This is a genomic window from Flavobacterium zhairuonense (genome assembly GCF_004352915.1).
Lineage (GTDB): Bacteria > Bacteroidota > Bacteroidia > Flavobacteriales > Flavobacteriaceae > Flavobacterium > Flavobacterium zhairuonense.
The window spans coordinates 207,202-230,786 of record NZ_SJSY01000072.1; the positions used below are offsets into that span (position 1 = coordinate 207,202).

The window sequence follows — 23,585 nt, forward strand, 5'->3', positions numbered from 1 at the left end:
GCTATTTCCAGCTTTCCGCTTCTTGTCCTCATAAAAAAAGCAAAGTTTCTAATGTTTTAAAAAGAGCTTCCGTTGGTCGCTTTTTTAAAACAAGAAACTTTTGCTTTTTTTACTCCGGGCAATCCGCTATAATCTGGGCTAGGGCTTTCGATTTCAAAAGAAAATTTGATTTGAAGAAAATTCTAAATTGAATTGTAGATTTTATCATGTGCTTTTTATAATCTAAAATCTCAACTCTAAAATCTAAAATAAAAGAATTTCTCGGTCATTATCATTTAAAAATTACACCTATATATATAATAGGTGAGATTACAGATAAATCTGCAATTTTGGGAAACATAATATTAAAATAACTCAAAAATGAGTTCATAAGGTTAATATTTAAAAAAAATAAATACTTTTGTTGCAGAAAATAAGAGCAATGGCAAAGAATTTAGTAATAGTGGAGTCACCTGCAAAGGCGAAAACGATCGAGAAATTTCTTGGGAGTGATTTTCAGGTGGAGTCAAGTTATGGTCACATAGCCGACTTACCATCAAAGGAAATAGGAGTAGATGTAGAAAATGGTTTTAAACCAAAATATGAAGTTTCTCCGGATAAAAAAGCCTTGGTAACGAAACTAAAATCACTATCTAAGAATGCCGAAACGGTTTGGTTGGCATCCGATGAGGACCGCGAGGGAGAGGCTATTTCATGGCACTTGGCGGAAGAATTAAAACTGGATACAAAAAAAACCAAACGAATTGTTTTTCACGAGATTACAAAATCTGCGATTCTTAAAGCAATCGACAATCCAAGAGAAATTGATTATAATTTAGTAAACGCACAACAGGCACGACGTGTTTTGGACCGTTTAGTAGGTTACGAATTATCTCCGGTTTTATGGAGAAAAATCAAAGGCGGACTTTCTGCTGGTCGTGTACAATCTGTTTCTGTACGTCTGATTGTTGAAAGGGAGCGTGAAATTCAAAGTTTTAATGCGGTTGCAACGTACTCAATTGTTGCAGAATTTGTAAACGAAGCCGGAAAAGCTTTTAAAGCAAAACTTCCAAAAAACTTCAACACTAAAAAAGAAGCCGAAGATTTTTTAAATAAAAACATCGGTTCTAAATATAAGGTAGCTGATTTAGAAACTAAACCTACCAAAAAATCGCCAACAGCACCTTTTACAACTTCAACGCTTCAACAAGAGGCAGCAAGAAAATTATACTTGCCAGTTGGAATCACAATGCAATTAGCACAGCGTTTATACGAAGCCGGACTTATTACGTATATGAGAACGGATTCGGTAAATCTTTCAAAAGATGCAATGGACGCTGCTGAAGCAGAAATCATAAAATCATACGGAAAAGAATTTTCGAAACCGAGAACTTTTGCAAACAAAAGCAAAGGAGCGCAAGAAGCGCACGAAGCAATTCGTCCGACAGATATGTCTCGTCACTCAGTAAATATTGACCGTGACCAAGCTCGTTTATACGATTTGATTTGGAAAAGAACTTTGGCTTCTCAAATGAGTGACGCACAATTAGAAAGAACAAACGTAAAAATCGAAGCTGATAATCACAGCGAAATTTTTACAGCGTCTGGAGAAGTGTTGCTTTTTGAAGGTTTCTTGAAAGTTTATTTGGAAGGTCATGACGACGATGAAGAAGAGCAAGAAGGAATGCTTCCAGCTTTAAAAGTAAACGAAAAGTTAGCAAATAACTATATTACAGCCACAGAACGATATTCAAGACCACCGGCTCGATACACAGAGGCATCTTTGGTTAAAAAGCTTGAAGAGCTTGGAATCGGGCGTCCTTCAACTTACGCGCCAACTATTTCAACAATTATCAACAGAAATTATGTTGAAAAAGGAACGCTTGAAGGAGTAGAACGTAATTATACGCAGCTTACTTTGCAAAACAGTAAAGTTGGCGAGAAAGTCTTAAAAGAAAATATAGGTTCTGATAAAGGGAAATTAGTTCCAACTGATATCGGAACAATTGTAACGGATTTCTTAGTGAAGAATTTCGGAAACATTTTAGATTATAATTTTACTGCAAAAGTAGAGCAGGATTTCGACGAAATTGCCGAAGGAAATATTGACTGGGCAAAAATGATGCAGGATTTTTATAATCAATTTCATCCAAATGTAAAAGAAGTTGAAGCAAATGCTGAGCGTGAAAGCGGGGAAAGAATTCTTGGTAAAGATGCTGATGGAAGACAAGTTTCTGTTCGTTTAGGAAAATTTGGACCAATGGCCCAAATTGGAGAAGCAGACGACGAAGATAAAAAGTTTGCCAGCTTGATGGCAGATCAAAATATTGGAAATATTACACTTGAAGAAGCTTTGAATTTATTCTTGCTTCCAAAAAGTTTAGGAGAATATAAAGGAGAAGAAGTAGAAGTAAATAATGGTCGTTATGGGCCTTATGTTCGTCACGGAAGCGTATTTATTTCATTGCCTCGAGGAGAAGATCCTCTTGGGGTTTCTAAAGAAAGAGCTCAGGAATTAATCGACGAAAAAGCACTTGCCGATGCGCCGATTGCAGTTTATAAAGGAGAAGCTGTTCAAAAAGGAGTGGGACGTTTTGGCCCATTCATCAAATGGAACGGTCTTTTTGTAAATGTGAGCAAAAAATACAATTTTGATAATTTATCGCAAGCTGATGTTGAGGAATTGATTGAAGATAAATTGCAGAAGAATATTGACAAAGTACTTCATAATTGGGAAGACGAAGGAATTTTGGTTGAAAAAGCACGCTGGGGCCGATCTGTAATTACAAAAGGCAAAATCAAAATTGAATTAAGCAAAGATGTTGATGCAACAAAATTAACATTGGCTCAAGTTCAAGAAATGATTGCGGCAAAGACACCAGCAAAAAAAGCTCCGGCAAAAAAAACAACAACAGCAAAGAAAGCTCCTGCTAAAAAAGCAACAGCAAAAAAGAAATAATACAAGCACAATAAATGGAATTTGATTTTCTAGAGCCAGTTAATGACGGAATTGTAAATTTTATCAATTCGTTGTCTTCTCAAGAATTGGGCAGTAAAATAGTGTTGCACACTAATGATCAATTTCCTGATATTAGCAAAATAAATATTGCCATTATTGGTGTTCTTGAAGACAGACGAAACATTAATATGGTAAATGAGGTTAATCTGACTTCGATTCGCAAGAAGCTTTATGGTATGTTTCCTGGTAACTGGGATGCATCTATTGCCGATCTTGGTGATATCTTGGCGGGCGACTCAGTTGATGATACTTATTTTGCACTTAAAAAAGTTGTGGCTTCTTTGATCAAGAATAAAGTCATTCCTATAGTCCTAGGAGGTTCTCAGGATTTGACCTATGCTTTGTATCGCGCTTATGACGATTTGGAGCAGATGGTAAATTTGGTTTCGGTAGATAATCGTTTTGATTTTGGCAAAGAAAATGAATCGGTTTCAGCCAATTCTTATCTGACTAAAATCATTATTGATGAGCCAAATAACTTGTTTAATTATTGTAACATAGGATATCAGACCTATTATAACTCTCAAGAAGAGATTGATTTAATCGAAAAATTGTTTTTTGATGCTTATCGATTAGGAGAGATCTCAACAAATATCGCATTGTCAGAGCCAGTTTTCAGAGATGCCGATCTTGTGAGTATTGATTTGAATTCTGTAAAATCATCTGAATCAGGTAATTTGGTGTCTTTTGAGCCAAATGGTTTTAATGGAAAAGAAATTTGTTCTTTGGCCAGATATTCAGGAATAAGTGATAAAGTTTCGGCATTTGGAATTTTTAATCATAATAGTACTGTGCATGAATCGGTTTTGATTGCTCAAATTGTATGGTATTTTATAGAAGGTTATCATTACCGTTCGAAAGAATATCCATTTGGAAGCAGAACAAATTATTTGAAATATATTGTTCCTCTAGAAGATGAGGAGCTGATTTTTTACAAAAGCGACAAAACTGATCGTTGGTGGATCGAAATTCCGTTTGTTTCAAACGGCAGCAATAAATTGAAAAGAAATACGTTATTACCGTGTTCTTACGATGAATATTTGTGTGCTTGCAATCAAGAATTGCCAGAAAGATGGTGGAAAGCACAGCGAAAAAATGCTTTGTAGAAGAAAATTTCAATTAAAATCTTAATTTTTTAAAATTCTGAAAAATTAATTAATAAATATTAATAAGAAGTAGATTACATATTATAAAATTTGATGTTTTTGGTCGATTTTTTACGTTAGTTTATCGATAAAATATTTTTTTTTTATTTTATTTAACATTATTTTTGAACGGTAAAATAAAATTCGCAAGTAGTATTGTTTTTTAGATAAATAATAAATACGTTTACGGACTTTTAATAATGAATAGATAATCCAAATTTATATGAAGAAGTTTATTGCATTTGCAGCAATGTTAACACTGGTAATTGGCTGTGGTAAATCAGGTGACAAAGGTGAATTAGTTGGTGTTACAGGAGGGAAATGGCATCCTGAAAAACCTTATGGAATGACTTTGGTTCCAGGTGGATCTTTTATTATGGGTAAAGCTGATGCAGATTTAGCTAATGTGGAAGATGCTCCAACTAAAACAGTAACAGTTCGTTCGTTCTACATGGATGAAACAGAGATTACTAACAGTGAGTATCGTCAATTTGTGGAGTGGGTAAAAGACTCTACAATGAGAGTTCGTTTAGCAATCTTGGCTGACGAAACAGGTCAAAAAGCTACTGGTGACGGTAAAGGAAAAAAAGGTGGCAGTATTGCTGATTATGCATTTAATGATTCTGAGCCAGATAAAATGACGGCTTATGATAAATATATGTATGATAACTACTATAGTGTAGGAACAAAAGATGATCCTTATGCTGGTAGAAAATTAAACAAAAAAGTTAAGTTGATTAAGGATACAAAAGCTTATCCAGATGAGTACTATGCTGAGGTGATGGATTCATTGTATTTACCAATTGAAGAGTCTTACAATGGTTTAAGAACGATGGATGTAAATAAATTGAAATTCCGTTATTCTTGGATGGATATTCAAGCTGCAGCGAAAGCTAAAGTTGGAAAAAGAAAAGACTTTGTTAAAACAGAACAAGTTAGTGTTTATCCTGATACAACAGTTTGGATTAAAGATTTCGCTTACTCATATAATGAGCCAATGCATAATGATTATTTCTGGCACAAAGCTTATGGAGATTATCCTGTAGTTGGTGTTACTTGGAAACAAGCAAAAGCTTTCTGTGCTTGGAGAACATTAAATAAAAACAGTTATATTAAATCTAAGAAAAAAGGACGTGACTTAGTAAATGCTTTCAGATTACCTACAGAGTCTGAATGGGAGTATGCTGCAAGAGGAGGTCTGGAATCAGCAACTTATCCTTGGGGTGGTCCTTACACGAAAAGTGATAGAGGATGTTTCATGGCTAACTTCAAGCCTAACAGAGGTGATTATGCTGCTGACGAAGCTTTATATACAGTAGAAGCTAAATCTTACGAACCAAACGGTTACGGATTATACAACATGGCAGGAAACGTTGCAGAGTGGACAGATTCAGCTTATAATCCAAATGCATACGAGTATGTTTCTACAATGAACCCTAACGTAATCGATGGAAACAACCAAAGAAAAGTTGTTCGTGGTGGATCATGGAAAGACGTTGCTTATTTCCTACAAGTAAGTACTCGTGATCACGAATATGCTGACTCAGCAAGAAGTTATATTGGTTTCAGAACTGTACAAGATTACATGGGAACTCAAGTAACGGGAAGCTCTAAAAGAAAGTAATTTATTAAGTAAATTAAATATAATAACCAAATCGAATCTATTTTAAAATTAAAACCTAAAAAAAAATTATTATGGCATTATTAAGTAAAAAAGCAATGAATTTCGCTTATGGTATGGGAGCGGCAGTGGTAATTATTGGAGCATTATTCAAAATCACTCACTTTGAAATCGGACCTTTGACAGGTACAGTTATGCTTTCAGTTGGATTGGTGACAGAGGCGTTAATTTTTGCACTTTCTGCTTTCGAACCAGTTGAAGACGAATTAGATTGGACTCTTGTTTACCCAGAATTAGCGAACGGACAAGCTAGAAAAAAAGAAGCAAAAGCTGAAACTCCAACTGATGCTCAAGGTTTATTGTCTCAAAAATTAGATGCTATGTTGAAAGAAGCTAAAGTTGACGGTGAGTTAATGGCAAGCTTAGGAAATTCAATTAAAAACTTCGAAGGAGCTGCAAAAGCTATTTCTCCAACAGTAGATTCAATCGCTGGTCAAAAGAAATATGCTGAAGAAATGTCAATGGCAGCTGCACAAATGGAATCATTAAACAGTTTATATAAAGTTCAATTAGAAAGTGCTTCAAGAAATGCACAAGCTAACAGCGAAATCGCTGAAAATGCTGCTAAATTAAAAGAGCAAATGCAATCTATGACTGCAAACATCGCTTCTTTAAACAGCGTTTACGGTGGTATGCTTTCTGCAATGAGTAACAAAGGATAATTAGTTTTTAACTATTGTATTAAAATTATTAATTAAGAACTAATTAGAAAAAAATGGCAGGAGGAAAATTAACCCCTAGACAGAAGATGATCAACCTGATGTATCTGGTTTTCATCGCAATGTTAGCAATGAACATGTCCAAAGAAGTTTTATCTGCTTTTGGATTAATGAATGAAAAATTTGAAAGTGCTAATACGTCTTCAGAACAAACAAATGCATCTATGTTGATGTCGTTAGACCAAAAAGCAGCTGAAGCAAAAGGAGAATTTGCTACTGCGGCGGTAACGGCTCACAAAGTTGAAACAGCTTCAAAAGAATTTTATGCTTATGTAGGTTCTTTAAAAGCGGATGTTTTAAAAGGTTTTGAAACGGATAAAGAAACTGGTAAATTGCCGTACGAGTCAATGGACAAGGGTGATAATATCGACAACTGGTTTACTGGTGACGGATACACTAAAAAAGGAAACGATATCATCGCTCACATCGAAAAGTATAAGTCAGAAATGAAAGCTGCTTTGTCAGACAAAAAATACGCTGCAATCTTAGCTGAGGTTGAAAAGAAATTTGATCTTTCTGATGTAGCTAATAAAGAAGGTTTAAAAGATAAATACTTAGCTTACCACTTTAAAGGTTTCCCAGCTGTTGCTTCATTAGCTAAACTTTCTGCTTGGCAAAATGACGTTCAAAAAGCTGAATCTGATGTTTATAGTGCTGCTTTAGGTAAAGCTGCGGTTGCTGCTGCATCTTATAGTAATTATCAAGCAATTGTAGTTTTAGATAAAAATGCTTACTTCCAAGGTGAAAAAGTTACAGGTAAGGTAGTTTTAGGTCGTTATGACGAAAACACTAAACCAACATCTTTCCAAGGTCCTGGTCAAATCGTAAACGGACAAGCTGTTATCTCTTTAACTGCTGGAGGAGTTGGAGAACAAAATATCAATGGACAATTTACTTTCTTAGAAGATGGAAAAAATATTCCACTTAAATTTGCTGGAAAGTATGTTGTAGTTCCAAGACCAAACTCTGCTACAATTTCTGCAGACAAAATGAATGTAGTATATAGAGGTGTTGTTAACCCAATCTCTGTATCATTCGCTGGTGTTGCTGACAATAAAGTTGTTGCTAGTGCTCCAGGATTAAGTTCAGCTGGTAAACCAGGTAAATATAACATGAGCCCAGGTACAGGTACTGAGACAACAATTTCAGTTACTGGTACATTACCAAACGGGGATAAAGTTTCAGATAAGAAAACATTTAGAATTAAAGGTATTCCTGGACCAACAGGTACAATTAGAGGTGATTATGGTGTTGTTAAAGGACCTAAATCTAACCTAGAAGTTGCGACAATCGGAGCAAAATTAATGGATTTTGATTTCGAAGTTGGTTTAGATGTTGTTGGATTTAACTTGAAAATTGCTGGACAACCTACAGTTGTTGTTACAGGAAACAAATTAAATGCTCAATGTAAATCAGTTCTTGCAAGAGCTGGTAGAGGGGATCAGGTTACTATTTCTGAAATTAAAACTAAACTTGTTGGAGCTGGAAGTTATTTATTGCCAAGAACTGCTCCAGTAATTTTCGAAATACAATAATAAAGTAGTTTATACTACGTTCAATATCTTATAATGATACCACGATGAAAGTAAGAAATTTTTTAATAGCCATTGTTTCTATTGCTGGAGGTTTTGCTTCTAATGCGCAATCGAATTTGCTTAACGCGAAAACACCTGCTCAAATAGGACTTAAAACTCCTGCGCAACTTATCTCAGATAATGATAAGCCTTTAGCTTACGGTTATGTTGATGATAGAGATATTTTGATGGGAAAAACAACTTGGGAGATTATCGATTTGAATGAAAAAATCAATTTTCCTTTATACTTTCCTATAGATACAGCTAACATTGGTGCTGATAGACGTTCATTATACGACGTTTTGACAAAAGCTATCAAAAAAGGTAAGATAACTGAAGTTTATACGGATAGTTATTTTAACACTAAAAAGTCAATGAAAGACATCGAAGGATCATTATCTCGTATTGATACAACTGATGCTGGTAGAGAGCTTATCAACCAAAATCCAGACGACTATAGATCACGTGTTGTGAAGAAAAAAGTGGTTACTGGAACTGGTAAAAAGAAAGTTGTTACTTATGTTGATGAAACAGTACCAGCTTCAAGAACGGTACCTGCAGAATATATCTTAAAACAAGATTTAACTGCTCAGGATGTTACACAATACAAAATCAAAGGATATTGGTATTTTGACAAACGTCAAAGTGAATTGAAATATCGTTTGTTAGGAATTTGTCCTGTAACTCCAGACGTTTACACAATGAATAGTGATGAAAAGGATTATATTGAGTTATTTTGGGTTTTCTTCCCTAACTCAAGAGAAGCGTTGCATGAAGCAAAAGCTTTTAATGATAATAACTCAGCTTTACCTATTTCATTCGATCAGATCTTAAATTCGAGACGTTTTAATGCGGTTGTTTACAAAGAGGAAAACCTTTATGGAGACAGAGCGATTAGCGATTATATGAAAGATAACGCTCAAAACCAATTATTAGAATCTGAAAGAGTAAAAGAAAAGATTCGTAATTTTGAACAAGATATGTGGAACTACTAAGTTGAAACATAGCATTATATAAAAACTCTTACTACCTTTGTAGTAAGAGTTTTTTTTTGCTTAAACTTTTTTGACGGACAATAAAATCTTTATGATTTTAATTTTGTAAGAAAATATATAATATTTTGTAAAATGTTACGTTTGGTTTCTTATACTATTAATTATGATGAAAGTGAGAAATTTTTTAATCGTTATGTTTCTTGTTGCTGGAAATTTTGTTTCTATTGCGCAATCTAATCTGCTTAATGCAAAAACCGTTTCCCAAATCGGGATTAAAACACCTGCTCAACGTATCGCAGACAACGATAAACCTTTGGAATATGGCTACGTTGAAGATAGAGATGTTTTGATGGGAAAAATGACATGGGAAATTATTGATTTAAATGAAAAAATCAACTTTCCTCTTTATTTTCCTGTTGATACAGCTAATATTGGTGCTGATAGGCGTTCTCTTTATGATGTTTTGACAAAAGCTATTAGAAATGGTAAAATAACCGAAGTATATACAGACAGTTATTTTAATACTAAAAAAACCATGAAAGATATCGAGGGGTCATTATCTCGTGTAGATACCACAGATGCAGGAAGAGAGCTTATCAATCAAAATCCGGATGATTATAGATCACATGTAGTAAAGAAAAAGGTTGTTACAGGTACCGGTAAGAAGAAAAATGTGAGCTACAAAGAAGAAACAGTTGGACCTACACGTACAGTTCCTGCGGAGTATATTTTAAAACAGGATTTAACTGCTCAGGATGTTACACAATATAAAATTAAAGGATATTGGTATTTTGATAAACGCCAAGGAGAATTGAAGTATCGTTTGATTGGTATTTGCCCAGTTACTCCCGATGTTTATACGATGAATAGTGATGAGAAAGATTATATCGAGTTGTTTTGGGTTTTTTTCCCGGATGCGCGCGCGGTATTACATGAAGCGAAGGCTTTTAATGATGTCAATTCTGCAGCATCAATTTCATTTGATCAGATTTTAAATTCAAGACGTTTTAATTCCATTATTTACAAAGAAGAAAATGTGTATGGAGATCGCGAAATCAAAGATTATATGAAAGATAATGCTCAGAATCAGCTGCTGGAATCTGAAAGGGTGAAAGAGAAGATTCGTAATTTTGAGCAAGACATGTGGAATTACTAAACAATTGAAACAATTTATAAGGCAAACTCTTATTATCTTTGTAATAAGAGTTTTTTTATTTTACCTATACACAGCACAATGCTTGATTATTTAATCGTCGGGTCTGGTTTGGCCGGAATTTCTTTTGCCGAGGTGGCCCTTAAGAACAACAAAACTATTTTGCTTTTTGATAATAAATCGCAACATTCATCACGAGTTGCGGGAGGATTGTATAATCCGGTAATTTTGAAGCGTTTCAGCGAAGTCTGGAATGCAAAGCAACAGTTGGTTTTAATGAATGATTTTTATAATCGTGTTGAAGATAAACTTCATGTGAGATTTAACTTTGAAATGCCAATTCTTAGAAAGTTTTTTTCGATTGAAGAGCAGAATAATTGGTTTGCGGCTTCAGATAAAATAAATTTGGCTCCTTTTTTATCTACTAAATTGATAACTAAGAAGTATGTTGGAATCGATTCGCCTTATGATTATGGAGAAGTTTTGCATACTGGATATGTAGATACTGCCTTATTGCTCGACTGTTATCAAAAGTATCTGCTGGAAAACAATCTTTTAAGGGAAGAATCTTTTGATTTCGATGATATTGAATTTTTAGAATCGGGTATTAAATATAAAGATATCCACGCACGTCATATCATTTTTGCCGAAGGCTTCGGAATGCATAAAAATCCATTTTTTGACTATTTGCCGCTTGATGGCACGAAGGGCGAATTATTCATTATAAAAGCGCCTGATTTAAATTTGGATTTGATTGTAAATACAAGTGTTTTTATACTTCCTTTGGGAGACAATCTATTCAAAGTTGGCGCAACGTATAATTGGTCTGATAAAACTGATGCACCAACAGAAGAAGGCAAACAAGAACTCTTAGAGCGTATAAAAGAAATTATTATCTGTGATTTTGAGATTGTAAAACATTTTGGTGGTGTCCGACCTACGGTTGCAGATCGAAGACCTTTGTTGGGAACTCATGAAGTTCACAAATCATTGCACATTCTAAACGGATTAGGTACCCGAGGTGTAATGCTTGGACCTGCAATGGCGAAAGCTTTATACGACCATATCGAAAATGAAATTCCTTTAGATAGAGAGGCTGATATTAAGCGATTCCACAAAAGATATCTAAAATCTCTTACTTCTGACCAGCCTTCGGATCATAAGAAATAAACATATTGATATATAAATTTCTGGATAGCCTAAGTACAAACGGAAATAAAACTATCAGAGTGATTATGATTGCAATAAAGGATTGGCTAATACTTGCGCCAAAAAAGACAAAAGAAACAATAAAAGCAGCAATTCCTACGGCAACATTCAGCGCATAACTCACGTACATTGCGCCATAAAAAAAGGAAGGTTCAATTTGGTATTTTAAACCGCAATGACTGCAGGTTTCATTCATTTTTAGGACTTTAGTCAAATGTAGCGGATTTTTGTCTTCGTACATGCTTTCATTTTGACATTTTGGACAGCTTCCGGTAAAAATGCTGTTGATTTTGGATCCTTTTTTAAACATTGTAATGCGTAGTTTTTAATTCTGAAATCAAAGAAATTGATCAATAAAAAGAATAGTTGCTATAATGAAGTACTCTCTTACAAAGATACTATTTTATTTTGTTTTTAGTTTGATTTGTTGCGAATGGGGAGAGGCATATTCAAGAAAATATCCAAAAATCTCAACCATTTTTTCATCGGCGAAAGCCAAAACAAATAGAATTCAGAAATATTGCCAATGCAGACCTTATTCAGTTCAAAAACTTTCAATTAAAAGTTATACTTTTGCACTTTCAAAATTGTGAACAGCAAGTGACTGTTTTACAGTTTTTTTAATTTCTAGATTTTCAGCAATACATTATGCTTAATATACACAATCTTTCAGTTTCTTTTGGTGGGACATATTTATTTGAAGAAGTTACATTTCGTTTAGGCGCCGGCGACCGAGTAGGTCTTATTGGCAAAAACGGAGCAGGTAAATCGACAATGCTTAAAATGCTCGCTGGTGACTTCAAACCAGATTCGGGAGTTATTTCTCAGGAAAAAGACATCAAAATGGGATTCCTGCGTCAGGATATTGATTTTGAGCAAGGAAGAACAGTTTTGGAAGAAGCATACGAAGCCTTTACAGAAATTAAAATTGTAGAGAAAAAACTGGAAGAAATTAATCATCAATTGGTAACCAGAACCGATTATGAAAGTGAGGAATACGGACAAATCATTGAAGATTTATCTGATTATACACATCGTTTTGATCTTCTTGGCGGTTATAATTATGTTGGAGATACAGAGAAAATTCTTTTAGGTCTTGGTTTCAAAAGAGAAGTTTTCAATAATCAAACGGAAACATTTTCTGGAGGATGGAGAATGCGTATCGAATTGGCTAAATTATTATTGCAGTCTAATGATGTATTGCTTCTGGATGAGCCAACCAACCACTTGGATATTGAGAGTATTATTTGGTTAGAAAATTTCCTTCGCAATTATCCTGGAGTAGTAGTAATCGTTTCGCACGATAAAATGTTTTTGGACAATGTTACAAACAGAACAATAGAAATTTCTTTAGGAAAAGCATACGATTTTAATAAACCGTACACTCAATATTTAGAATTGCGTCATGAAATTCGTGAAAAGCAATTAGCGACGCAAAAAAATCAGCAGAAAAAGATTGAAGAAACTGAAAAGTTGATCGAGAAATTCCGTGCAAAAGCTTCAAAAGCTTCAATGGCACAATCGCTGATCAAAAAATTAGATAAAGTAGAAAGAATTGAAGTTGACGAAGATGACAACTCAGTAATGAATATCTCGTTTCCGGTGTCAAAAGAACCTGGAAAAGTGGTAATCGAAGCGGAGCATGTAACAAAGGCTTACGGGGATAAAACGATTCTGAAAGATATTAGTTTATTAGTTGAAAGAGGTAGTAAAATTGCTTTTGTCGGCCAAAACGGACAAGGTAAGTCAACTTTCATAAAAGCACTAGTAAATGAATTTGAATACCAAGGAAACATCAAATTAGGGCATAATGTTCAATTAGGCTATTTTGCTCAAAATCAAGCCGAATATTTAGACGGAGAAATCACTTTGCTTCAAACCATGGAAGACGCCGCAACCGATACAAACCGAATGAAAGTTCGCGATATGTTGGGTTCATTCTTGTTCCGTGGTGATGATGTGGAGAAAAAAGTAAAAGTGCTTTCTGGAGGTGAGCGTAACCGTTTGGCACTTTGTAAACTGTTGTTGCAACCAATCAACGTTTTGCTGATGGATGAGCCTACAAACCACTTGGATATCAAATCTAAAAACGTTTTAAAAGCGGCACTTCAAAAATTCGGTGGCACTTTGTTATTAGTTTCTCACGATAGGGATTTTCTTCAAGGAATGTCGAATATCGTTTATGAATTCAAAGATCAAAAAATAAAAGAATATCTTGGAGATATCAACTTCTTCTTAGAACAGCGCAATCTTGAAAATATGCGTGAAGTGGAGAAAAAAGATGTTGTAAAAGCAGTTGCTCCAAAAGAAAAAGAGGTTGCTAAAGTTTCTTATGAAGATCAAAAGAAAACAAAAGCACTTCAAAACAGATTAAGCAAAATCGAAAGTCAGATTCAGCAATTAGAAAAAGACATTCAGCACGACGATAAAATGCTGGAAACGAATTACGACAAACATGTCGAAGATGCTTCATTTTTTACCGCTTACAACAAAAAGAAAGCAGATCTAGATCAATTATTAATCGACTGGGAAATCGTTCAGGAAGAGATTGATAATTTTAATGCTTAATTTTTGTTTCAAGTTTCAGGTTTGAAGTTTCAGGTTTTGAACTGAATGGATATTTAACCGCAAAGCACGCAAAGGATTACGCAAAGTTCGCAAAGTTTTTTTGACAAAGCTTTGCGAACTTTACGCCATTATATATGCAAACTATAAAAAACCTTTGCGTGCTTTGCGGTTAAATTTACTCGTCTAGATAGCAACCTGAAACCTGAAACTTGAAACAAATCTATTCAATAATCCCAATTGATTTTGAATGTTCAATTGCTTGACTGCTTTCTTTAAAATAACAGACAGAAACATCCAGAGTTTCTAAATTTTTCATGATTTTCTTTACTTCTTCTTTCTGTTTTTTTCCTGTTTGTCGAATATAAACGGCAATTACAGTAACCGGAAATATTTTACAGATTCTTTCATATAAAACTGGATCATGCTGTGAGTCATCGCCCAATAAAATATATTTCAGATTTGGGTAAAACTCCAAAACATGTTTTATCTTTTCAAACTTGTGATCGTGATTGCCACGCCCGCTCATGAAAAAATCAGCGACGCCTCTTTTGATGTCTTTCAATAAAATTACCGCTCTTGGCAAATGATTGATTTTGGTAAACTGCACAATAAAGCGATACAAATTCCATTCGCTGCTTGAAATGTAAAAAAAAGCATTTACCTCTTCTTTGTTTTTTCTTCCTGCTGAACTTAGAGCTTGATAATGCGCTACAACATCTTTAAAAACTTTTCGGTCGTTTACATTCTTAAACAATAAAATATAAATTTTCCTGAAGATATTCTGCGTGTGCGAAATCAAAAAAGTATCATCAATATCAGAGATAATGCCCAGTTTTCCTGTATGCGGATGTATAAAAATTCCTTTTGAAGTAATGATTTGTGAATTATATTTAATGCTGACTTCATAATTCATCCAGCCAAAATGCGTTTCATTTTCAAGTGGAATGCAAAACTTAAAATGTCCATCATCTAAAGTTTTAGTATGAATTTCTTGATTGCCATATCTTAAGTAAACATCAAAATTTTCAACTGTTTTTATTCGAAATTGATTGATTATGGATTTTGCATTTTTTAAATTTTTCTTTTGAAAATCATAATCATACGTTCTTTTGAAAACATGCCCCATTACAATTAATTCTTCTTCATTGGCATAGCCGCGATATAATTGTAAGATTGGTTTCATTTATTGCGTATATTTATGTAACTGTAAATTACTTAATTTAATTGATTTTAAAGGTAAAATTTTGAAAAAGAACATTCTATTTGTTGTAAATCCGATTTCGGGCGATCTTGATAAAAGTAGTTTGATCGAGACCGTTGAAGAATTTGCGTCTATAAATTATTTTAATCTGAAAGTATATGAAACATCTGGAGATAATGATCTGAGCAAAATTCAGTCGATTTATGATGCATTTCGTCCAGAACGAATTATCGTAGCAGGAGGTGACGGAACAATCAAAATGGTTGCTGAAGCAATGGAGGATTACGATGTTATATTAGGAATTTTACCTGCTGGATCAGCAAACGGTTTGTCTGTAGATTTGAATTTGCCGCCTAGAATAGATGAAAACTTAAAAATCGCTTTTACGAATCATTATATCGAAATGGATATGATTTGCATCAACGGCAAAAAAAGCATTCATTTAAGTGACTTAGGATTGAATGCCAATTTGGTTAAAAACTACGAGCAAAGTGATGTACGCGGTTTTTGGGGATATGCTTTGCAAGCTTTTACAACTTTAACCGAATCTGAAGAACCTTTTGTAGCCACAATTTCTGCCAATAATAAAATTGTGGAGCATACTGCAAGAATGATCGTAATTGCTAATTCACAGAAATACGGGACAGGCGTAATTATTAATCCGAATGGAGCTATGAACGACGGAAAGTTTGAATTAGTGATTTTAAAAAGTTTAGACTTGTTATTAATTGGAAAAATCATCACCGGAAATATGCCAATTGATTCTGATGATATTGTCATTATTTCAACAGATAAAGCAACGATAAAAACAGATTATCCAGTGAATTTTCAAATTGACGGAGAATATTGTGGTGCACAAAGCGATTTAGAAATTCATATTCTACACAAACAAATGAAAATAGCGGTTCCTTAATTGTTGTTTTTATTTAAACGGATTCCGTTCCTGCCATTCTGTTTTTGGTTCCAAATATTGAAATAATTTGGCAATATTATGATTGATCAAAGCATTGCTGTGCGTAATTAAGCCGTACATTTTTAGCGGTTTTGCACCGACAGAACTCTTTATTTCAAGTGCTGTTCTGGCAAATACAATTGCTTTAAAACCTTGATTGATTGAATAAGCGATCATGTCATAAAGCATATTTAGATACAACATTTTTTCGCGTTGCAGATTTTCATCATAACCCAGGAAATAAGTATCCATTACATTTCCATTCTTGATCAAAGTATTGAATCCGATTAGTTTTTCATCCAAAAAATAACCATAAAACAAAAAGTTATCTTTCATGATTTCTTTGAAAAAACTGAAATGGTTTCGCGCTAGAAAAAAAGTGTTGAAAGGCGCATTTTTTGCGACATGAAAATACAAGTCATAAATAACATCTTCATATTGTTTGATATCAGCTAAAGACATCTTTTTTTTAATGATTCCTTCAGATTTTTTGCGAGCACGTTTGTATTGATCTCTGTATTTTTTGGACAAGGCGTCAATATAATCTTGTTCGGTTTTCCAATTTTCATTGATTTCGAAAATCATATTGGGCTGTGTCGAAAAAGTGTAATTGTTTTTGAATTCAGCCTGAAGCGGTTTGATTTCGGCGGCAGTAAAATCTTTTATGCTGGTAATATGAACTTTTTTGCCAGAAGTCCTTAAATCTTTTTTAAGTTGATTGATTGCTTTATGAAGTGTTTTGACCGCTTTTGAAACCTCTGCATTTTTAGAAAATGCAAAAGCATTTTGTCCCGTAAGCATATTGTTGCCCACAAATAATACATGAGAAGCGAAGTTTTTGAAAGCAAAATTACGCACAGACGTTTTTAAGCATTGATCGCGTTCGCCAAAGGATTCCAGCTTTTCGGCAAATAAAAATTGAGTCAAAGCAATTCCTGTCAGTTTTTCGTCTTCAAAAATTCCAATAAAATGACAAATCATATTTACTGGACAAGAATTTTCCAGTACTTCGAGATATTCTCGCGTCAAAAAAATGTTTTCTGCTGCAAGCGAATTCCATTCCGAAGGAAGTGAGGACGTTCGGTTATAGATTTGAAAAGAATAAGTTGTATTCAAAAGTGTGCGCTAATTTTTTCAAAATTAGATAATATTTGCAATAACTTACTTCCTTTAAGTTATTATTAAGAAAAACCCGTTTGAGTTTTGGTTTCAAACGGGTTCAGTAAATATTGATTTATGCATAAGCACAGATAACTCCACCCATTAAAGCAAGAGTAACCATCCAGAAGCCTGCATGAATGAAAATATATTTCCAAGATTTTCTTTCAAATAATCCATTAATTCCAATTATTGGAAGAGCAAAGAATAGACCTCCCATAAACCCGTGAAGCGCACCATGTTTAAAGGTACGATAAGCAGTTCCGTAATCAGCCATAAATGCGGCAAATGATGGTTTTGCATTAGCTAGCATTGGTGGTCCGCCAACCATTCCAACTGCTCCAGATTGATGAATGGTTAAAGCCATTAATATCATTGTAGCCATTAAAGAGAAAATGTAAGTTAGCCCAAATATTTTGAGCATATTTCCTTTTTGAAGTTCTTCTTGCGTGAAATTGTTTTCTCTCATCCAGATTGTTCCGAATGTTTTTGGGTTGTACCAGATAAAGCCAACAACAAGTGGTATTAAAGCAGCTCCAAATAATGCAATAAAGTTAATTTCCATAATATGAGGTTTTTAGATTAGTTGAGTCAAATTTAGTTAAAAAAAGTACTGATTTTACATTTTCGTCCTAAGTAGTAAAAAGGTGGTTAATTGGATTTTTATTAACACTTTATCGACAATTAGTGCATTATATCTAGATAATTATATAATTTTACATCCGTAACAAACCCCAAATCTGTTATGAAAAGCTTTATTACTTTTTTTTTAGCATTCGCTTTTTCACTCAGTTCTTTTGCAGATACTGTTTCAGATAAAGAGAAAGAAGCTTTAATAAAATTATATCATGCAACAAATGGTTTGCAATGGAAAACAAAGTGGGATTTATCGCTTTCTGTTTCGACATGGTATGGCGTTCGTGCTGAAAACGGAAAAGTAGTGGCTTTAGATTTATCAAATAATAACCTGCAAGGCGAACTGCCTGCGGAGTTTTTTGATTTGATTAATTTGGTTCAGGTTAATTTTCAGAAAAATAAATTAGAAGGAAATTTGCCGAACAAAATTCAGAATCTCAAAGAGCTTGAAGTTTTAAATGTTTCTGATAATAATTTCTCAGGAGAAATTCCTGCAGCAATTTGTGAGCTTGAAAAACTGAAAGACTTGGAGCTTTTTATGAATAAAATTTCAGGAGAACTACCTACAGATCTTGGAAAATTAAAACAGTTAGAAGTTCTTGCCTTGTTTAACAATGAAATTCAAGGCTCGTTGCCGAGTTCAATTTACAAAATCTCGACCCTAAGAACATTGCTTTTAAATGGCAATAAATTATCGGGTAATTTGAGTAGGGAAATTGCGAATTTTAGAGCTTTGGAAAACTTAAGCTTGTTTGACAACAGTTTTGAAGGAGAAATTCCGGACGGACTTGGAAAGCTGCAGCATCTTTCTGAAATGAATCTTTCTTATAATAAATTTAAAGGAGGAGTTTCTAGAAAAATAGCTTTATTAGATGCTTTAAATATGACAATGTTTGATGAAAACGGAAATCTGTTTTTATTAGAAATAAATGCTGAAAGACAAAAAAATATTACCGAAAATTAATCGTGCTTATGGAATGAATTTTACTCTGAAAAAAGTTGATTAAATATATTTAGTTAATTGCCAAAAACCGTAATTCGTTACGGTTTTTTTGTTTCTATTTTGTGATTTATTGTTTTAATTTTGTGAAAATATTTTAAAAATCTTTTAGTTTTTTTCTTTAACTTTAAAATTAGATTCGGTCATTTGGCTGAAGCCGGAAAGAGAAAAATAATTAACCTTTTAATGTTAAAATTATGACACTGCAATATCAAGGCGAAGAATACGGAAAACCAACGACATTTACCTTAAGAATTATTGGAAACAACTTGTCAAAAAGTAGTTCAAATTATCAAATTGATCTTTTAGTAGGAGATAAAAGTTTGCCAACTTTTACAACTGAAATTCATCAAAGTCTTTCTAATTGCTTGAAAGAGATTTATTTGTTTAGAAAACACCACGGAATCAAATTTGATGCAGCTTCAGAAAAAATTGTTTCGCTTTATGTTCCTTATGATAGAGTTTTATTCAACTACAATAAATACGCTTTGTTTAGAGCTTAATTTTAAAGTAAACAAAACAAAAAAGACCGCTCAATTTTGAGCGGTCTTTTTTGTTAGAAACGAGAAGCTAAAATAATTGCTTTGGTTTTCTTTTTTCAGTCAAATATTTTCGGATCGGCGTGTCAATATACGTCATAACAAGATAAGCGAAGCCAATTAAAACTAATGTTCCTATAGCTACGACTGTGTATAATTTCAAACCTGTAAGCTTATATTCTAGATTGTATGAAGCAAATATCCACATGGCAAAATAATGCGTCATGTATAATGGATAAGATAAATTTCCTGAGAAAATACAAAGTTTTTCTGTTCTTTCTGAAGTCATTGCGCCAGCTCCCAAAGCGACTATCAATGGGAAGTAAAACAATACAATAAGAGGCTCTGTTATAAAATTTAAATAGGTATTGAATGGATAGATGAATGTTGGAAATAAAAGCAATGAAAGTCCGATGAATCCAAGTTTTGAAGGAATAATCCATTTAAATCTATAAACCGTCATTCCTGCTAAAAAAGAGTACGAAATGCGTGCAGCACCATGCCAAAAAGTGTCGCCCCCCCAGCCACCTGAAATGCCTTTTGCCTGAAAAGAAACATAGGCCAATGCAACTCCTGCGATGAAAGTCAATAAAAGGATCATTTTGCGAGATAAGCGATATAAGAATGCGCAATAAAAAATATTAGCAATATATTCCCAAAACAAAGACCAAGCCGGCGCATTCAGTCCGAAATTATTGTAAAAGCGCTCCTTCATTATTGGAAGTGGAATCATTAACAGGGAACAAATAAATAGAAGCAAAATTTCGAAAAAACTTCTGCCTCCGATATCACCGAATGGCAAAGCAAAATATCCAATCAAGCCCAAAATTGATCCTAAAATAACCAGCGGATGCAATCGAATCAAACGTAACTTTAAAAATTCAATAGCGCCAATTTTTCCAATTCTGTCATCATAAGCATATGCAATGACAAACCCCGAGAGGCAAAAGAAAAAATCGACGGCAAGAAAACTATGTGCGAATAAATTTTTGCTGTAATCTGAAATTGCGATTTCTAAAAAATGATAAATTACTACGGCTACTGCAGCAACACCTCTTAATCCATCAAGAATTTGAAAATGTTGTTTAGGCTTAATTGGCTCAGAATCGTTCATGTAAAGTTGGGTTGTAAATAATGAGAAGTTTTATGAATGTATTTTAGTTTATTTGATTTAATTTAAAAATCAAGTAAATCATTTGCTTGATTTCTTTCTTTTCATGGTTTCCAAAATCAAGAAAACCTTTTTTAAATCGGTAGAAGAATTTGCACCAGCGAAAGCATGAATATATTGATTCCAGCCTTCATCGCTTCCGCTTTCAATAATCGACTGAATCGAATATTTGCCTTGGCAATTATAAACTGTCCAATCTGCATTTTTGTTCAGGATTTTGCTTTTTATTTTTTCTGTTTTGCAACTGTCGCTGTTTACTTGAAACTCACTTGGATGATTCCCGAAATAGAAACCGCCCGAAAAAGAAGTAGTATCACTGGTATCTGCAGGATAAAAATAATAAACCGAAAAGTCGGGCCCTCTGTTTTCCTTAATTGTATATTTTTTGGGAATAGAAATATAGTAATTGCTTTCGCCAATTTGTTTTTCGGTTAATTCTTTCAAATAAGGATTTGTTGCAACTGGCTTTGGTTTTTTAGCATCAGAACATCCTAAAAAAGTCAAAATTAAAAATAGAGAAAGAAATGGAATTTTCAGATTTGCACTCATATTTATTTTAATTTTCAAAAATTAGCTTTTTATTTTCCCATTGCGTAAGTAATTCCACCAAGCAAATGCTTTACAAAAAGAGGATCGCTGTAACTTTCAGGGCTATGTCCTAATGCGGTATAAAACGCCCTTCCGCCATCATAATCATCATACCACGCAAGCGGATGATTGTTGCCATGTTTTCCGCCATTATACGATGATTCGTCAATCTTTATGAGCACTTTTACATTAGGATTTAAATATTTGAAATTGTACCATTCGTCTTTTCTTTCCCAAATCTCAGGCAGATGTTTTGTTGAAGGATGTTTATGATCCACCACAATAAGTTTCGCGTTTTGAGGCTCCGGATGACCTTCAAAAATACCGCCGATCATTTTGGTATACCAATCCCAATCGGGTTCACAATTTGTGGCAGAATGGATGCCAACAAAACCGTTTCCTTTTTCGATATATTGCTGCAAGGCTAATTTTTGTTCATCGCCTAAAACATGACCTGAAGCGCTTAGAAATATTACAGCTTGATATTTTTTCAAATTTTTAGAATTAATAGCCAATGAATCCTCAGTCGCATCTACTAAAAAATTATTTTCTGAACCTAATTTTTTAATAGCTGCAATTCCTGCCGGAATGCTCTCATGTCTGAAACCATTTGTTTTAGAAAAAATCAATACTTTTTTTGTCTTTTCAGAATTGTTGAGTTCTGTATTTTTTTGATAAAAAGAGACTAAAAAACAACTTGCAAGTATAATTGCTATGCATGAAATTGATTTTTTTATTGAAGGCAAAATATTCATTTTGAAAGTTTTTGTTTTTGGGAAGATAGAAAAATAATTAATTCCTGTGAGAAATATTTTGTGTTGAATGCCACACAAAAAATAGATTTTGCAAAAAAATGTATGCCAAAAGCAAAAAGCTTCAAGTTTTCTTGAAGCTTTTTAAATAACTAACAGTAAACAGAAATTTAAATTTTGCTTATCATTACATAGCAATTTTTAAACTTTAAAAATCAGTTTCTTTTTGTAGAAAATCCACAAAATAACTGACCAGAAAACGGCATACAACAAAGCATAAGCCAACGATGCATTCAATGGATTTTCGAAACACGGAGCAAGGCCATGTTTATACATATAGGTTTGAAAACTGATTTCTTCGCCAGCAATTTCTGGATTGGCAACTTTTACAGCACTTAAAACTCTCGGAATTATTCCAGAAAAGAAAAACACAATCATTGGATTTACACCCCAAATCAAAAACAATTTGGTCCATTTTTTATAGCCTTGAATATCGATTATGTAGTACAAAATAGTTAAACAGATTGTCGCAATTCCGGCTGTATATAAAACATAAGAACTTGTCCAAAGCGATTTGTTGATTGGAAAAAAGATGTTCCAAAACAAACCACCGATTAATAAAGCAGTTCCGGCAATAGCAGTCTTTTTCACAATTTCGATTTTGTCAATTTGCAAGTTTAAAAGCTGTCCAATGTACATTCCTAAAATTCCAGTTCCAATTGCTGGCAACGTACTCAAAATGCCTTCTGGATCCCAAGTTTTTGATGATGCCCATAAATGACCGTTTAAAAGTGTATCGTCAATCCAAGCGGCTAGATTTGTTCCTTTGTCGAAATTCGCAGGACCAAATCCCGGAACGGGAACAAAAGCCATCAAAAGCCAATATCCAATTAAAAGTGTTGCTAAAACTAAAAGTTGTGTTTTTAAATTTGTCTTTAAATACAAAATAGAAGTAAAGAAATACACAATTGCAATTCGTTGCAAAACGCCTGGAATTCTCGTGTCTTCAAAATGTTTTAAGCCACTAAAAGATAAAGAAAGCAAACTGATGAAGATTCCAACTGCAAGATAGGTTTTCACTTTCATTGAAAAGTTTCCTAAAAGTGCATAAGCTACGCCAAAAGCAATAACTAATCTCACGCCTAACAAAGGAATTCCTTCTAAACCAAACAAATGAATTCTGCTGAAAATGCTTAAAAACAATCCCAAACAGAAAATTCGAAGTGAGCGGACTAAGATTTTATTGAAAGCATTTCCGTCAAACTGTTTTACGGGCATTGCAAAAGGTATTGCAGTTCCCATTATAAAAACGAAAAACGGAAAAACTAAGTCGGTGGGGGTGCAACCGTGCCATTCGGCGTGTTCTAAAGGCGCATAAATTGAATCCCAGCTTCCAGGATTATTTACAATTGTCATTAAGAAGATGGTAAATCCTCTAAAGACATCGAGTGAGGTTAAACGTTCTTTTGTCATTGGTTTTGTTTTTTTGTGGTTAGATTTTTTTTAGAGACAAGATGAAAGATGAAAGAGGCAAGATGAAAGAGGC

At 33.8% G+C, this 23,585-nt stretch carries 20 protein-coding genes; 12 read left to right on the forward strand and 8 right to left on the reverse strand.

The features are described 5' to 3' along the window. Positions 1 to 421 precede the first annotated feature (421 nt). From topA to EYY60_RS11295, 8 genes are all read left to right on the forward strand, one after another. Positions 422 to 2,938: a type I DNA topoisomerase gene (topA, locus tag EYY60_RS11260; RefSeq protein ID WP_132989436.1), complete on the forward strand. Its 2,517-nt coding sequence runs from the start codon at positions 422 to 424 to the stop codon at positions 2,936 to 2,938. A gap of 14 nt (positions 2,939 to 2,952) precedes the next feature. Continuing rightward, on the forward strand, positions 2,953 to 4,104 hold the full coding sequence (locus EYY60_RS11265; protein ID WP_132989437.1) for a formimidoylglutamase: 1,152 nt from the start codon (positions 2,953 to 2,955) through the stop codon (positions 4,102 to 4,104). Positions 4,105 to 4,366: 262 nt separating this feature from the next. Then, positions 4,367 to 5,767, forward strand: coding sequence for a T9SS ring complex lipoprotein PorK/GldK (porK, locus tag EYY60_RS11270; RefSeq protein WP_132989438.1), 1,401 nt, complete (start codon positions 4,367 to 4,369; stop codon positions 5,765 to 5,767). A 71-nt stretch (positions 5,768 to 5,838) separates the two neighbouring features. Then, complete coding sequence (porL, locus tag EYY60_RS11275; protein ID WP_132989439.1) at positions 5,839 to 6,486, forward strand: type IX secretion system motor protein PorL/GldL; 648 nt, start codon at positions 5,839 to 5,841, stop codon at positions 6,484 to 6,486. 53 nt (positions 6,487 to 6,539) lie between these two features. Then, the gene (porM, locus tag EYY60_RS11280; RefSeq protein ID WP_132989440.1) at positions 6,540 to 8,078 is read left to right on the forward strand and encodes a type IX secretion system motor protein PorM/GldM; all 1,539 of its coding nucleotides are present in this window, start codon (positions 6,540 to 6,542) and stop codon (positions 8,076 to 8,078) included. 44 nt (positions 8,079 to 8,122) lie between these two features. Then, positions 8,123 to 9,112 carry a type IX secretion system ring subunit PorN/GldN gene (gene porN, locus EYY60_RS11285; RefSeq protein WP_035651814.1) on the forward strand — a complete coding sequence of 330 codons (990 nt, stop codon included), beginning with the start codon at positions 8,123 to 8,125 and terminating at the stop codon, positions 9,110 to 9,112. Between the two features lie 166 nt (positions 9,113 to 9,278). Continuing rightward, on the forward strand, positions 9,279 to 10,268 hold the full coding sequence (gene porN / locus EYY60_RS11290) for a type IX secretion system ring subunit PorN/GldN (protein WP_132989596.1): 990 nt from the start codon (positions 9,279 to 9,281) through the stop codon (positions 10,266 to 10,268). 78 nt (positions 10,269 to 10,346) lie between these two features. After that, the gene (locus EYY60_RS11295) at positions 10,347 to 11,435 is read left to right on the forward strand and encodes an NAD(P)/FAD-dependent oxidoreductase (RefSeq protein ID WP_132989441.1); all 1,089 of its coding nucleotides are present in this window, start codon (positions 10,347 to 10,349) and stop codon (positions 11,433 to 11,435) included. Here EYY60_RS11295 and EYY60_RS11300 read toward each other — a convergent pair. Further along, a complete protein-coding gene (locus tag EYY60_RS11300) occupies positions 11,401 to 11,784 on the reverse strand; it encodes a DUF983 domain-containing protein (protein ID WP_132989442.1) in 384 nt (127 codons plus the stop codon). The two genes, EYY60_RS11295 and EYY60_RS11300, sit on opposite strands and share 35 nt — an antisense overlap. Positions 11,785 to 12,122: 338 nt before the next feature. Here EYY60_RS11300 and EYY60_RS11305 point away from each other — a divergent pair, with 338 nt between their 5' ends. After that, complete coding sequence (locus EYY60_RS11305; RefSeq protein WP_132989443.1) at positions 12,123 to 14,042, forward strand: ABC-F family ATP-binding cassette domain-containing protein; 1,920 nt, start codon at positions 12,123 to 12,125, stop codon at positions 14,040 to 14,042. Positions 14,043 to 14,262: 220 nt separating this feature from the next. Here the strand turns inward: EYY60_RS11305 and EYY60_RS11310 are convergent, their stop codons facing one another. Continuing rightward, positions 14,263 to 15,225: an App1 family protein gene (locus EYY60_RS11310; RefSeq protein WP_132989444.1), complete on the reverse strand. Its 963-nt coding sequence runs from the start codon at positions 15,223 to 15,225 to the stop codon at positions 14,263 to 14,265. A gap of 61 nt (positions 15,226 to 15,286) precedes the next feature. Between EYY60_RS11310 and EYY60_RS11315 the strand changes: the two genes are divergently transcribed. Then, a complete protein-coding gene (locus tag EYY60_RS11315) occupies positions 15,287 to 16,156 on the forward strand; it encodes a diacylglycerol/lipid kinase family protein (RefSeq protein WP_132989445.1) in 870 nt (289 codons plus the stop codon). Between the two features lie 9 nt (positions 16,157 to 16,165). Here EYY60_RS11315 and EYY60_RS11320 read toward each other — a convergent pair whose 3' ends face one another. Both EYY60_RS11320 and EYY60_RS11325 read right to left on the reverse strand, forming a co-directional pair. Beyond that, positions 16,166 to 17,311 (reverse strand): peptidogalycan biosysnthesis protein, encoded by a 1,146-nt coding sequence (locus EYY60_RS11320; RefSeq protein ID WP_132989446.1) that lies wholly within the window; start codon positions 17,309 to 17,311, stop codon positions 16,166 to 16,168. A 118-nt stretch (positions 17,312 to 17,429) separates the two neighbouring features. After that, complete coding sequence (locus EYY60_RS11325; RefSeq protein WP_132989447.1) at positions 17,430 to 17,918, reverse strand: DUF1761 domain-containing protein; 489 nt, start codon at positions 17,916 to 17,918, stop codon at positions 17,430 to 17,432. Between the two features lie 180 nt (positions 17,919 to 18,098). Here EYY60_RS11325 and EYY60_RS11330 point away from each other — a divergent pair, with 180 nt between their 5' ends. Together EYY60_RS11330 and EYY60_RS11335 are read left to right on the forward strand one after the other, a co-directional pair. Beyond that, positions 18,099 to 18,953, forward strand: a complete 855-nt coding sequence (locus tag EYY60_RS11330) for a leucine-rich repeat domain-containing protein (RefSeq protein WP_132989448.1) — start codon at positions 18,099 to 18,101, stop codon at positions 18,951 to 18,953. Positions 18,954 to 19,186: 233 nt separating this feature from the next. Continuing rightward, the gene (locus tag EYY60_RS11335; RefSeq protein ID WP_132989449.1) at positions 19,187 to 19,492 is read left to right on the forward strand and encodes a hypothetical protein; all 306 of its coding nucleotides are present in this window, start codon (positions 19,187 to 19,189) and stop codon (positions 19,490 to 19,492) included. A gap of 67 nt (positions 19,493 to 19,559) precedes the next feature. Here the strand turns inward: EYY60_RS11335 and EYY60_RS11340 are convergent, their stop codons facing one another. The 4 genes from EYY60_RS11340 to EYY60_RS11355 form a co-directional block, all read right to left on the reverse strand. Then, positions 19,560 to 20,642 carry an acyltransferase family protein gene (locus EYY60_RS11340; protein ID WP_132989450.1) on the reverse strand — a complete coding sequence of 361 codons (1,083 nt, stop codon included), beginning with the start codon at positions 20,640 to 20,642 and terminating at the stop codon, positions 19,560 to 19,562. A 78-nt stretch (positions 20,643 to 20,720) separates the two neighbouring features. Continuing rightward, positions 20,721 to 21,266 (reverse strand): hypothetical protein, encoded by a 546-nt coding sequence (locus EYY60_RS11345; protein WP_132989451.1) that lies wholly within the window; start codon positions 21,264 to 21,266, stop codon positions 20,721 to 20,723. Positions 21,267 to 21,277: 11 nt separating this feature from the next. Continuing rightward, positions 21,278 to 22,042, reverse strand: coding sequence for a ThuA domain-containing protein (locus EYY60_RS11350; RefSeq protein WP_132989452.1), 765 nt, complete (start codon positions 22,040 to 22,042; stop codon positions 21,278 to 21,280). A gap of 198 nt (positions 22,043 to 22,240) precedes the next feature. Continuing rightward, positions 22,241 to 23,512, reverse strand: a complete 1,272-nt coding sequence (locus tag EYY60_RS11355; protein WP_132989453.1) for an acyltransferase family protein — start codon at positions 23,510 to 23,512, stop codon at positions 22,241 to 22,243. Positions 23,513 to 23,585: the final 73 nt, after the last annotated feature.